General features: G+C 60.7%; 10 protein-coding genes. 4 read left to right on the top strand and 6 right to left on the bottom strand.

All coding sequences use genetic code 11. The features are described 5' to 3' along the window. Positions 1-85: 85 nt before the first annotated feature. On the bottom strand, positions 86-1345 hold the full coding sequence (locus WGT02_RS22240) for an ABC transporter substrate-binding protein (protein WP_208246861.1): 1260 nt from the start codon (positions 1343-1345) through the stop codon (positions 86-88). A gap of 452 nt (positions 1346-1797) precedes the next feature. On the opposite strand from WGT02_RS22240, the gene WGT02_RS22235 reads away from it, so the two are divergent. Next, a complete protein-coding gene (locus WGT02_RS22235; RefSeq protein ID WP_040680870.1) occupies positions 1798-3201 on the top strand; it encodes a nodulation protein NfeD in 1404 nt (467 codons plus the stop codon). 27 nt (positions 3202-3228) lie between these two features. Beyond that, complete coding sequence (locus WGT02_RS22230; RefSeq protein ID WP_024316850.1) at positions 3229-3990, top strand: slipin family protein; 762 nt, start codon at positions 3229-3231, stop codon at positions 3988-3990. A gap of 301 nt (positions 3991-4291) precedes the next feature. Here the strand turns inward: WGT02_RS22230 and WGT02_RS22225 are convergent, their stop codons facing one another. From WGT02_RS22225 to paaG, 4 genes are all read right to left on the bottom strand, one after another. Then, the gene (locus WGT02_RS22225; protein WP_024316851.1) at positions 4292-4888 is read right to left on the bottom strand and encodes a TetR/AcrR family transcriptional regulator; all 597 of its coding nucleotides are present in this window, start codon (positions 4886-4888) and stop codon (positions 4292-4294) included. Between the two features lie 106 nt (positions 4889-4994). Then, entirely contained in the window at positions 4995-6305 is a 1311-nt protein-coding gene (gene paaK, locus WGT02_RS22220) for a phenylacetate--CoA ligase PaaK (protein WP_024316852.1), read from the bottom strand. A gap of 33 nt (positions 6306-6338) precedes the next feature. Beyond that, on the bottom strand, positions 6339-6788 hold the full coding sequence (paaI, locus tag WGT02_RS22215) for a hydroxyphenylacetyl-CoA thioesterase PaaI (RefSeq protein ID WP_024316853.1): 450 nt from the start codon (positions 6786-6788) through the stop codon (positions 6339-6341). Then, entirely contained in the window at positions 6785-7579 is a 795-nt protein-coding gene (gene paaG / locus WGT02_RS22210; RefSeq protein ID WP_024316854.1) for a 2-(1,2-epoxy-1,2-dihydrophenyl)acetyl-CoA isomerase PaaG, read from the bottom strand. The genes paaI and paaG overlap by 4 nt, the downstream gene beginning before the upstream one ends. Positions 7580-7681: 102 nt before the next feature. Between paaG and paaN the strand changes: the two genes are divergently transcribed. Further along, positions 7682-9340: a phenylacetic acid degradation protein PaaN gene (gene paaN / locus WGT02_RS22205; RefSeq protein ID WP_024316855.1), complete on the top strand. Its 1659-nt coding sequence runs from the start codon at positions 7682-7684 to the stop codon at positions 9338-9340. A gap of 89 nt (positions 9341-9429) precedes the next feature. Next, on the top strand, positions 9430-11463 hold the full coding sequence (locus WGT02_RS22200) for a 3-hydroxyacyl-CoA dehydrogenase NAD-binding domain-containing protein (protein ID WP_208246859.1): 2034 nt from the start codon (positions 9430-9432) through the stop codon (positions 11461-11463). A 30-nt stretch (positions 11464-11493) separates the two neighbouring features. Here WGT02_RS22200 and WGT02_RS22195 read toward each other — a convergent pair whose 3' ends face one another. Beyond that, positions 11494-12240, bottom strand: coding sequence for a CpsD/CapB family tyrosine-protein kinase (locus WGT02_RS22195; RefSeq protein WP_029710243.1), 747 nt, complete (start codon positions 12238-12240; stop codon positions 11494-11496). Between the last annotated feature and the right edge of the window lie 131 nt (positions 12241-12371).

Genomic DNA, 12371 nt, shown 5'->3' with positions numbered 1-12371 from the left:
ATTCTCGGGTTTCAAGCTCATCGGGCGTAATTGCCGGCGCAGGAAAGGAGCGGCGTCCGAAAACCCCGCTCCGAATAGCTGTTGCCTAATAAAGGTTCGTAATCCGTGAGACCGCCTCCTGCGAGCTCTTCAGAGCCTCTTGCGGCGTGATCGTGCCTGCGACCGCCTTGGAAAGCTCGATGCCGAAGGCATTCTCGATCTCTGGCCACTTCGGGTGACGCGGACGGGGAGTCGAGGCCTGGATCGCCTCCATCAACACCGGATAGTGCCGGAACTTCTCTTGCGAGGTCAGTTCCGGGTCGGTGAAGACCGAGGTCCGGACAGGCGGATTGCCCCGTAGGGCCGAAACCTTGATCTGTTCGGGCGAGGTCGCCCACATCATGAAGTCGAAAGCTTCCTGCTTATTCTTGGAAGCCGACATGATGCCCATCGTCCAATGGCCGATTTCCGAGCTGCCCGGTTTCGTTCCAGCAGGAATGGGACTGTAGGAGATCTTGCCGACCATCTTCGATTGGGTCGGATCTTCAAAGGTCGCAACCCAGTTCGGCCAGTTGATCGAAGACGCAGCAGTACCGGCGGCGAGTGCGGTGCCAACCTCGTTGGCGTTGTAACTCTCCACGCCCTTCGGTGAGACATCGCGCAGCGCCATGAATGTCTTCATGGCAGCGGCCCCTTCAGGCGTGTCGATCGTTACCTTGGTTCGGTCGGCGTTGAACATATCAGCGCCATAGGACCAGAAGATCGGCATGAAATCGGCAACCACCGGATTTCCCTGGCCGCCTCGGAAGACGTAACCGAAATAACGGCCACCTCCGCTTTCTGTCAGCTTCTTGCTCGCCTTCAACACGTCATCCCAGGTCTTTGGAGTATCTACCCCAGCTTCCTTGTACTTGGCAGCGTCATAGAAGAACATCTGCGCATTCCCCACATAGGGCAGACATACATAGGGCCCGGTATTGTAGGGATTGCGGCAGACCGCCAGCGACTTCGAAAGGAAATCACTGTCCGGCCCTTCCATTCCGGCCTTCTTGAAGTAAGCGGTCAGATCTTCCAGATGCCCGTTCTCGGCGAAAAACGGAATCCACGGATCGTCCATGAGGATAATGTCGAAGACACCGGACTTGGTCGCGCCGGCATTGGCGCCTTGCTCGAACACGTTGGCATAAGGCGCCTGGACGGCCTCCACCTTCGTGCCCTTCAACTTTCCGTAGTCGTCGGCAGCGGCCCTGAGACCGTCACCCTCGCTGCCCGATGGCACGAGGATCGTGATGTCAGCCCATGCGGCTCCGTTGATCGCGAGCGCGGACGTCGCAATAGCCAAGGTGAGAAACAATCTGCGAAGCATTGTACACCTCCCATTCCGAGATGTTATCCCGAGGCGTCTTTATCGGGGGATTCACTCTTTCCGGCATAGCGGAAACGCTACCTCGACACCCAGGCGAACCGCTCTGCGAAAAGTCGAAACGTCGCCCGGCATCTCATCCTCGAGCGAGTTGCAAATATTATCACATCGGGAGCTATATTTAGAGTGCCTGTATTCGCATTTTCTTGATTCTTGCCCTGGTCGTCATCGCAGTTCTGGGGGTCGGTTTTTCCGACGTCCTAAGCTGTCTGATGAAGGGGTAGCGGCAACAATTTTGCATTGCGCTCAAGAGCCCATCTGGGACTTGAGGCGTCGCATCCTCGCCAAGCTAAGCTGACGGTACGAGCGAACGCTTGAGCTTTGCGTTCGTCTTTGGGCGCCGCTTCCGACGCTTTCCTTTCTCTTTGTGATTTCTGACACATATATTAGAAATCATGAGCGTTCCGCAGGTGGTAGCGCTGAGCTTAAGGTGTTGGCGGTGGCTGCCGCCAATCCTGATCTCGTTGTTCTCGCTGCTCTCAGCTGTGGGCCTGACGGCCCTGCTGGCATCGGAATCCAAGCGCGCGGCTATAGTCTTGAAGGTGAACGGCGCCATCAGTCCGGCGGCTGCCGACTATGTGATGCGAGGCCTTCAACGTGCCGGCGAACGTGGCGCGGGCCTGATTGTCCTACAGATCGACACACCAGGCGGTCTCGACACCTCCATGCGGGAAATCATTCGCGCAATCCTTGCGTCGTCCGTGCCTGTGGCAGGTTTTGTGGCACCGAGTGGGGCGCGGGCGGCCAGTGCTGGCACCTATATTCTCTACGCAAGCCATATCGCGGCAATGGCGCCAGGCACCAATCTCGGCGCTGCGACACCGATTGCACTTGGCGGAAAGCCCTTCGGCGGCGAGCCGGAGCCCAACAAGGACAATCCGAGCGGCAAGCCGCCGCAGCCTCCCCGCGACGCCAGCGAAGCGAAAGCTATCAACGACGCGGTGGCGTACATTCGAGGGCTTGCGGAACTGCGCAATCGCAACGCCGACTGGGCAGAAAAAGCAGTGCGCGAAGCTGCGAGCCTTTCATCGACCGCCGCCGCGCGCGAGCACGTCATCGATTTCACGGCAGCTACCGTTGGCGATCTCTTGACCCAGGCCCAGGGACGCATGGTCCGGGTCGGCCAAACAGATGTTCGGCTCGATACCGCCGGTCTTGTCGTCGAGGAATTCCAGCCGGACTGGCGAACGCGCCTACTTTCCGTGATTACCGATCCAAACATCGCAATCATCCTCATGATGGTCGGAATCTATGGCCTGATCTTCGAATTTCTTGCGCCTGGGACAATGCTTCCTGGCACGATTGGTGGCATCTGCCTGCTTCTTGGGCTCTATGCCCTGGCATTGCTGCCGGTGAGTTTCGCCGGCATCGGGCTGATCATCCTCGGCGTCGGGCTGACGGTGGCAGAGGCGCATTCGCCAACGTTCGGCGCGCTCGGCGTCGGCGGCGGTGTGGCGCTGGTGCTCGGCGCAACCATTCTGTTCGACACGGATATCCCCGGCCTAGAAGTTTCCTGGCCCGTACTGGGTGCGATCGCAGCCGCCAGCCTCGCTTTCAGCCTTGTCGTTGCTCGCCTCGCATTCACCTCGCGCTGGCGCGAGGTCGCCACCGGTGCAGAGCAGATGATCGGAATTTCGGGCAAGGTTGAGAGCTGGGCTGGGGCTAGGGGTTACGTCATCGCGCATGGCGAGCGGTGGAAGGCGATTTCTGCCGAGCCACTCGCCGCTGGTGACGGCGTCAGGGTGACCGGCCGAAACGGGCTGACGCTCGAAGTCGCACGCAGCCTGCAGGAGATCTAGCGGCCTTAGGAAGCAGGAGAAGAAGAAATGGGTATGTTTGCAGATCTCGCCTTTTATCTTGTGGCGATCCTTATCTTGCTCGTCATCGTCGCATCCGCGGTCAAGATCTTGCGGGAATACGAACGCGGCGTCGTTTTTACACTTGGCCGCTTTACCGGCGTCAAGGGACCCGGCCTGATCCTGCTCGTCCCTTACGTCCAGCAGATGATACGGGTCGATTTGCGTACGCGCGTACTGGATGTCCCCAGCCAGGACGTCATTTCTCACGACAACGTCTCGGTGCGCGTCAGCGCGGTGATCTATTTCAGGGTCATCGATCCCGAGAAGTCGACGATACAGGTCGAGGATTTCATGATGGCGACAAGCCAGCTTGCCCAGACGACGTTGCGCTCGGTACTCGGCAAGCACGACCTCGATGAGATGCTGGCCGAGCGCGACAAGCTCAACTTGGACATTCAGGAAATCCTTGACGCCCAGACGGATGCGTGGGGCATCAAAGTTGCCAATGTCGAGATCAAACATGTCGATATCAATGAATCGATGATCCGCGCAATTGCCCGTCAAGCGGAAGCCGAACGCGAGCGTCGCGCCAAGATCATCAATGCCGAGGGCGAGCAGCAGGCCGCAGCGAAGCTACTCGAAGCGGCCGAAATCCTGGCCAGGCAACCAGAGGCTATGCAACTTCGCTATTTGAGCACATTGAACGTCATCGCCGGTGAGAAGACTTCGACGATCTTGTTCCCCTTTCCAATGGAGCTCGGGAATCTACTGCCCGTCAAACCGAAATGATGAACCGTTATTATCTATTGCCGCGATCTAGCGGATGGCTCCCTCAGGTCAGCAGCTGCATCGCCTTAGGGCAATTGCTCATCTGAGGGCCGCCACCAACGTAACCGCCTGATCCGGGCATCTGCCCAAAAGGCTTAAAGCGGAATATAACCTGGCATCACCAGAACAGCCTTACGGTCGGATCGCCGACAAGGGGTCATCGGCGAACTCAGCGAGAAATCGCCGAGAAGGCGCCAGGGAGCCCGGATACGATCCATCCATTGATGCTGGATCGGCTGAAATTAGCAATCAAGCCTAGCGCTCAGCGCACCGCCTTGACGCCCTCGAGGATCAGGGTGGTGGCAATATCGGCATATTCGTCGCGGCTGACAGGACCGCCCGGTCGAAACCACATATAGACCCAGTTCATCATGCCGAAGAGCGACATCGTCACCGGCATCAGCAACGGCTTGTTCGCGTTGAGATCCGGATTGATCTCGAAGATGGTGTTGGAAAAACGCTTGACGATCCTCCGTTCGATGGCACGCAGCTCGTCAAGTTGCGCTGGCGAGAGCGCGCTCGTACCGTTCAGCTGCACCTTGTGCTCGTTGTCGGCGCCGCGATAGTTTTCCAGTACCAGGCGAACGAGAAGCCGCAATCTTTCCTGAGGAGAAACGCCGGGTTTATCCGCGGCAGCAAGGGCAGCTTCCAACTCTTCGAGATGGTTGCGAATGATATCGAAGATCAGGGCGTCCTTGCTCGGGTAGTAGTGGTAAAGCAGGGCTTTGGAAACGTTGCTGCGCGAGGCGATGTGAGCCATGGAGGCTTTCTCCATCCCCATCTCGGCAAACACGGCAGCGGCGCTGCTCAAGAGGCTGCGTTGTTTCTCTTCAAAGTCGATCGCGCGCGTTCGTGCCATATTATCCTGCGTTCCTGTTCTTTCTCCGCGCCCTCCACGCGACGAGCTTTCGACAGCTCTTGCTTGACGCTTCCCGGAATGTCACCACGCCGGGAAGCAATCGGCTTTATTCCTTCGGCCTGTTGTCGACGACCCGCTTGGCCTTACCCTCGGACCGTGCGACTCCACCCGGGTCGCGAATCTCGATCTTTGTGGTAACACCAACGACGCTCTTGATGTAGTGGGCAAGGGCTTTTGCCGAGGAAGCGCGCGCAATTTCGTCGGCGGCGTCAGGCGCGCACTCGACATGGACGGTCATCTGATCCATACGGCCGGCGCGGCTGAGCTCGATCTGGAAATGCGGGGCGAGCCCCTGACATTTCAGGATCTGCTCCTCGATCTGCGTCGGGAAGACGTTGACGCCGCGCAGGATCATCATGTCGTCCGAGCGGCCGGTGATTTTTTCGATGCGCCGCATGCAGCGTGCCGTGCCGGGCAAGAGCCGCGTCAGGTCGCGCGTGCGATAGCGGATGATCGGCAGGCCTTCCTTCGTCAGCGTCGTGAAGACGAGCTCGCCCATCTCGCCATCGGGCAGAACCTCGCCCGTGGCCGGGTCGATAATCTCGGGATAAAAATGGTCTTCCCAGACATGCAGCCCGTCCTTGGTCTCGACGCACTCACTGGCAACGCCAGGCCCCATGACTTCCGAGAGGCCATAAATGTCGACCGCATGCATGTCGAAAGACTGCTCGATCTCCTGACGCATCGCGTTCGTCCAGGGTTCGGCGCCGAAAATGCCGACCGCCAGCGAGCTCTTACGCGGGTCGATCCCCTGGCGGCGGAATTCGTCGAGGATGGAGAGCATATAAGAGGGCGTCACCATGATGATGCGTGGCTTGAAATCCTGCATCAGCGTGACCTGCCGCTCGGTCATGCCGCTGGACATCGGCACGACGGTACAGCCAAGCCGCTCGGCGCCGTAATGGGCACCCAGGCCGCCGGTGAAGAGCCCATAGCCGTAAGCGACATGGACCATGTCGCCACGACGGCCGCCAGCGGCGCGGATCGAACGCGCCACCACGTCTGCCCAGATGTCGATATCCTTCTGCGTGTAGCCAACCACCGTCGGCTTGCCTGTTGTACCCGACGAACCATGAATGCGCGTCAGTTTCTCGCGCGGCACGGCAAACATGCCGAAGGGATAAGTGTCACGAAGATCCTTCTTGGTCGTGAACGGGAACTTCGCCAGATCGGCCAGCGATGTCAGATCCGACGGATGGACGCCCACCTCGTCAAAGCGCGCGCGGTAGAAGGCGGAGTTCTCATAGGCGTGGCTCAACGACCATTTCATCCGATCGAGCTGGAGTGCCGCAAGTTCATCGCGCGAGGCGGTCTCGACGGCGTCGAGGTCGCCGGGGCGGGGTGATAGGTCTTCCATGTCTGTCTCCTCCAAGATGAACGGCCGGTCGCTTTAAGGCCGCTCCGGCAAGAGGGTGCCCTTGACGGTGCGCGAGTGACCGCGAAATTCGGCTATCTGCTCGCCGTTCTGATTGGTCACGTTGATGTCGTAGATGCCGCCGCGACCGCGCCGCGAAACCTCGCGCGCCGTTGCCGTCAACCGGTCGCCGGCAATGGCCGGTGCGATGTAGGTGACCGAGCAATGTTGCGCGACGGCCCGCTGGTTGTAGGTGTTGCAGGCAAAGGCGAAGGCGGAATCGGCCAGCGTGAAGATGTATCCGCCATGGCAGGTTCCATGACCGTTGGTCATTTCAGGCTTGATAACCATCGAGATCACCGCCACGCCCGGTGCTACCTGCTCCACGGCCATGCCGAGATGACGCGTGGCGTTATCCTCGCGCCACATCGCGTCCGCGCAGGCGTCGGCAAGCTCCTGCGCCGTCAGAACGAGCCTGTCGGTCATTGTCCCCTGAACTCCGGCTTGCGCTTTTCCAGGAATGCGGAGACGCCCTCGGCGTAGTCGGCGCTGCGCCCAGCCTCACGTTGAAGATCGCGTTCCAGCTCCAGCTGCTCATCCAGCGAGTTGGTCGCCGCGGCCTGAATGGCGCGCTTGGTCATGCCAAGGCCCCTTGTCGGCCCGGCGGCAAGCCTGACAGCAAGTGCGGTAGCTTCATCAAGGAGTGTGGCATCTTCGACCACCTTCCAGATCAGGCCCCAGCCTGCCGCCGTTTCCGCGTCGAGCGGCTCTGCTGTCATTGCGAGCGCCTTGGCACGCGCTTCACCAAGCAGGCGGGGCAGGCTCCAGGTCCCGCCGGAATCAGGCACCAGGCCGATCTTGGCAAAGGCCTGAATGAAGCGCGCCGAGCGCGCAGCCAGGGTGATGTCGCAGGCAAGCGCAATGTTGGCGCCGGCGCCGGCTGCGACGCCGTTCACCGCGCAGATGACGGGCTTGTCGAGTGTCCTGATGAGGCGGATCAGCGGGTTATAAAAGAGCTCGATCGTGCGCCCGAGGTCGGGAGCAGCGCCGCCCTTGCGTGGATCGCGATCGCCGAGATCCTGCCCGGCGCAGAAGCCTCGACCAGCTCCGGTAAGAAGCACGGCGCGCACGGACGCATCGTCATGCGCACGCTTAAAACCGGCGCGCAGAGCCCGATGCATGTCCTCGTTGAAGGCATTGAGCTTGTCGGGGCGGTTGAGGGTCAGCGTAAGGACGCCATCGGCAAACGCCGACAGGACGGTGTCGGATTCGGACATGTTTCCTCCAGTTCCGCCAGGATCGGGCGGTTCATGAAAAAACTCTTGCATAAACCGACCGGCCGGTCAATTATAAATCCAGAGCATGAGAGGACCATGTGAATGCACACCCTGTTTGCCCGCCACCAGCAGACCCTTGCCGCAGCCCTGAAGGCAGCGCAGGAACGCGGCTACTGGTCGGCCTATCCCGAAGTCCCGAGTGGCAAGATCTATGGCGAAACCGCCAAGGACGATGGTCTGTCCTCCTACAATGCCCGGCTTGGCAGGCCCTTCGATCTGCCCGGTCATCCGGCAACGGCAACGGTTGGCACTGAGGTTTCGCCGTTCGGCCCGCCCCTTGGCATCACCTATCCGGCTGTGGACGCCATAACGCTGGTTGAAGCCTCCAGGACTGCGGCTCCCGCATGGGCTGCCGCATCAGCGGAAACGCGCGTCGGGATCTGCCTTGAAATTCTCGCCCGCCTCAATCGCATCAGCTTCGAAATGGCCAACGCCGTCATGCATACGACCGGGCAGGCGTTTGCCATGGCGTTCCAGGCCGGCGGCCCGCATGCGCAGGATCGTGGTCTTGAGGCCCTTGCCTATGCCTTCCAAGAGATGACCCGCACGCCCGCTCAGGCCGTTTGGACCAAACCGCAAGGAATAGCCGAGCCAATCGTTCTCGAAAAGCACTGGCGGATCGTGCCGCGTGGCGTCTCGCTGGTAATCGGCTGCCAGACCTTCCCGACCTGGAACAGCTATCCGGGCCTGTTTGCCAGCCTTGCGACCGGCAACACGGTCATCGTCAAGCCCCATCCGGGCGCAATCCTGCCGTTGGCAATCACCGTTTCGGTCATCCGTCAGGTGTTGAGCCAAGAAGGATTTGCCGCCGACGTCGCGCTCCTCGCCGCTGATGCGCCCGGCGCCGAAATCACCCGCGATCTCGTTGAGAACGATGCCGTGTCGATCATCGATTATACGGGCTCGAACAGCTTCGGCGATTGGCTGCGCCGGCATGCCGGAGAGGCTCCTCTCTACACGGAGGAGGCCGGTGTCAATTCGATCGTCGTCGCTGCCACAGACGATTTCGCCGGGATGTGCGCCAACATCGCCTTCTCCCTCTGCCTCTACAGTGGCCAGATGTGCACCGCGCCCCAGAACATCTACGTCCCCAGGAACGGCATAGAGACGAACCAGGGTCACAAGAGCTTCGACGATGTTGCAGGGGGTATTGTTGCGGCAATCGACGACCTTGTTGCCGATCCGGCGCGCGCCGCCGGCGTCTGTGGCGCTATCGCCAATCCGGCAACCTTGGCCCGTATTGCGACAGCCCGTGGCCTCGGAACGATCATTCGCGATTCTGCCCCGATCAACGCTGGAGATGCGCGCACGGCAACACCCCTCGTCCTTGCCGTCGATGCCGACAAGACGGATGCGCATGAGGAAGAGCGCTTCGGTCCGATCGCCTTCATCGTCGGCGTCGCGGATGCAGACGACGGCATCGCAAAAGCGGCAACGCTTGCCCGCCGCAAAGGTGCCATCACCGCGGCACTCTACGACACGAACGACAACCGAACTGACGCTGCCGTGGACGCCTTCGCAAAGGCCGGCGTCAACCTCTCGATCAATCTGACTGGCGGCATCTTCGTCAACCAGAGTGCTGCGTTCAGTGATTTCCATGTCACCGGTGCCAACCCGGCAGGCAACGCCAGCCTGACAGACACAGCCTTCGTGGCCAACCGATTCCGTATCGTCATGTGGCGCCGCCCGAAGGCGGCGTGACGGGGCTTTGACTTAACCTATGTTCTCTTGGGGGGAGCACCTGATTGCCGATAAACGCATTCGCGAAGCCTACGTGGGAATATGACATCATGACCGTGACCATCGAACGCGCCGGCGACGTCGCCATCGTCACCATCGACAACCCGCCCGTCAACGCCCTGTCGCAGGCGCTGCGGCAGGATTTGTGGAATGCGGCTGAGACGCTGGACGCCGATCCATCGGTGCGCGCAGTGGTTCTGATCTGCGAGGGGCGGACCTTCATCGCCGGTGCCGACGTCAACGAATTCGGAAAGCCCCCGACACCCCCTCACCTACCGGATCTCGTCGCACGCATCGAGACGGCAGCCAAGCCATGGGTCGCCGCAATTCACGGCAGTGCGCTTGGCGGCGGCTTCGAAGTAGCGCTCGGCTGCCGTTTTCGCGTGGCGGTACCGTCAGCGAGCGTCGGCTTGCCCGAAGTCCGCCTTGGCATCGTACCAGGCGCCGGCGGCACGGTGCGGCTGCCACGGCTCGTCGGGCCGGCGCTTGCCGCGGAAATGGTCACAACCGGCACGCCGGTGGCCGCGCCCAGGGCCCGTGCGCAGGGTCTGATTGACGCGGTCGTCGAAGGTGATCTGGAAAAGGGGGCGATCGACTTTGCGCGCGCGGCCCTCGATCAGTCTCTTCCGCTTCCACTTCGCCAACGAGGTGTGCCCGCAGTGGACGCAGCGTTTTGGGAAACGAGCACGACGGTGGTTGCCGGCCGCGCCAAGCGCGAGGACGCGCCGCTCCGTGCACTCGCCTGCGTGCGCACGGCGGCTGAGGCCGATTTCGAGGCTGCAATGGCCTTCGAACGCCAGACGTTTCTCGAGTTGCGCGGCTCGTCCCAGGCTTCTGCCTTGCGCCATGTTTTCTTCGCGGAACGTGCAGCCCTGAGGCCGCCGGAGCTTGGCGGTGTCGAGCCCCGGAGGATCCGTTCTCCCGCTGTGATCGGTGGCGGAACCATGGGTGCAGGAATCGCGGCAGCCCTTTGCGACGCGAGATTGCCCGTCACGCTGGTGGAGCGCGACGAGGTTGCGCTCGAACGCGGCCTTTCCAACCTGCGCTCGATTATTGACGGTTTGGTCAAGCGCGGTAAGATCAGTTCCGAAGCCGCGGCCGAGCGGCTGTCGGCCGTAACGGGCACGACCGACTATGGCCTTCTCGCCGGAGTCGACCTCGTCATAGAGGCGGTATTTGAGGATATCGACGTCAAGCGCGACGTCTTCAGCAGGCTGTCTGCAGTTTGCCGCGCTGACGCCGTGCTTGCCACCAACACCTCCTACCTCGATCCAGAAGAGATTGCGGCCGGCATCAAGCATCCAGAGCGCTTTGTCGGGTTGCACTTCTTCAGCCCGGCTCATGTCATGAAACTGCTGGAGATCGTGCCGACAGCTCAAACCACGGCGGCGACACTGGCGACGGGTTTTGCGCTCGCCCGCATGCTGAACAAGATTCCGGTGCGCGCCGGCATCTGCGATGGCTTTATTGGCAACCGGATCCTGAAAATGACCCGCGCCCAGGCCGAGCGCCTGTTGCTAGCAGGCGCGACACCACAGGCGGTCGATGCGGCGATGCGCACCTTCGGCTTTCCGATGGGCCCCTTCGAGGCTCAGGACCTCGGCGGTCTCGACATTGCTGCCTTCCAACGCCGGGCGGCGCATGCGCGCGGCGATACTCCCTTTGCACCGGTCGCTGAGCGGCTTTGTGCATTGGAGCGCTTTGGGCACAAGAGTGGCGGTGGATGGTACGACTACACCAAGGGCGACCGTACGCCGCAACCTTCGAAAATCGTTGCTGGCATCATCGGCGAGCTTGCGACCGGAACGCCACAACGGCAATGGGATGAGGCTGCGATCATCGACTGCATCGTCTTGCCGATGGTCAACGAGGCCGCGAAGATCCTGAAGGATAAGGTCGCGCTCAGGTCAGCCGACATCGACCTTGTAGAAATCCACGGATATGGGTTCCCACGCTGGCGGGGTGGTCTGATGCATTATGCTGAAGAGCGCGGACTGACAGAAATTGCTGTCAGGCTCAACGCGCTCGCGGCAGACGGTCTGGCCGAGCCGCCCTGCAATCAGTTTGAGGGATGGGTTGAATAGGGAGCAGGACTATCCGGGCCGCGGCTTGTCTCAGTAGCCGTATTGCGTCTGACTGTGTTGGCTCTTGTTGAGGACAACGCCTAGCACGTTCGTCTTCTCCTGCAGGCTCTGCTCGCAAATATCCACTTCGCTCATCGTGCTTTGGTCGGAAGCAGCAACGAGGATGACGCCGTCTACATTCGGCAGGAACGCAAGTACATCATCGGTCGACAGCATAGGCGGCAAATCATAGAGGATGACGTCCGGTTTTACCTCCTGACGCATCGCTTGTAGTGATTGAGATGCCGCGCCACTTTGAAGGAGTTCGGCCGAGAAGCGCATTGGCTGTCGGTTTGGCGCAATCGCGAGGTTGTCTCCGTATCGAAAGAACGTTTCGCGTAAGCCAGCGTCCCCCTTCAGGAAGCTCTCGATTGAGCCTGAATTTTTGATGCCAAGGGCCTTGCCGATCTGCGGGCGCCGTAGATCGAGATCGACGAGCACAGTTCGACAATCCCCCTGATTGGCCAGACTGAATGCGAGGTTCAGCGCAACGCAGGTCTTCCCGCATGAAGGGGTCGGAGACGTGATGGCAACCGAGGTCCACTTGTTCTCCCTAAGCAGACGCAGCAGCTTTGTGCGCATCATGTCAAAGGCAGCATGAGCCGGGGATGATCCGTTCAAAGTGATGACGCGATTGTTGGCAGCTGCATCGTGGTCAACAACAAGCGGGGGTAGTCCCTCCCATGCGCCTCGCACAATATCCAGCGGTTCCGGCAATGCCGGGCTCCGATCGTCCATCTCGGCAATTCCTCTACTGCGCGACGATCTGCCAACAAATTCCATTGCATTTCCTCAATCACTGCGTCGAAGCATGACGCTACTCGGGTTCACTTTTTGGCCAGCAGTCCGGGAAGACCGGCAGTCATCCC

It is taken from the genome of Rhizobium sp. T1470 (assembly GCF_042140505.1).
Lineage (GTDB): Bacteria > Pseudomonadota > Alphaproteobacteria > Rhizobiales > Rhizobiaceae > Rhizobium > Rhizobium favelukesii.
This window is presented reverse-complemented; position numbering and strand designations above follow the sequence as displayed.

Excerpts from the sequence above, each read along its gene's own strand:
- WGT02_RS22240 (WP_208246861.1), bottom strand. The coding sequence starts at position 1,345 with ATGCTTCGCAGATTGTTTCTCACCTTGGCTATTGCGACGTCCGCGCTC.
- WGT02_RS22235 (WP_040680870.1), top strand. The coding sequence starts at position 1,798 with ATGAGCGTTCCGCAGGTGGTAGCGCTGAGCTTAAGGTGTTGGCGGTGG.
- WGT02_RS22230 (WP_024316850.1), top strand. The coding sequence starts at position 3,229 with ATGGGTATGTTTGCAGATCTCGCCTTTTATCTTGTGGCGATCCTTATC.
- WGT02_RS22225 (WP_024316851.1), bottom strand. The coding sequence starts at position 4,888 with ATGGCACGAACGCGCGCGATCGACTTTGAAGAGAAACAACGCAGCCTC.
- paaK (WP_024316852.1), bottom strand. The coding sequence starts at position 6,305 with ATGGAAGACCTATCACCCCGCCCCGGCGACCTCGACGCCGTCGAGACC.
- paaI (WP_024316853.1), bottom strand. The coding sequence starts at position 6,788 with ATGACCGACAGGCTCGTTCTGACGGCGCAGGAGCTTGCCGACGCCTGC.
- paaG (WP_024316854.1), bottom strand. The coding sequence starts at position 7,579 with ATGTCCGAATCCGACACCGTCCTGTCGGCGTTTGCCGATGGCGTCCTT.
- paaN (WP_024316855.1), top strand. The coding sequence starts at position 7,682 with ATGCACACCCTGTTTGCCCGCCACCAGCAGACCCTTGCCGCAGCCCTG.
- WGT02_RS22200 (WP_208246859.1), top strand. The coding sequence starts at position 9,430 with ATGACCGTGACCATCGAACGCGCCGGCGACGTCGCCATCGTCACCATC.
- WGT02_RS22195 (WP_029710243.1), bottom strand. The coding sequence starts at position 12,240 with ATGGACGATCGGAGCCCGGCATTGCCGGAACCGCTGGATATTGTGCGA.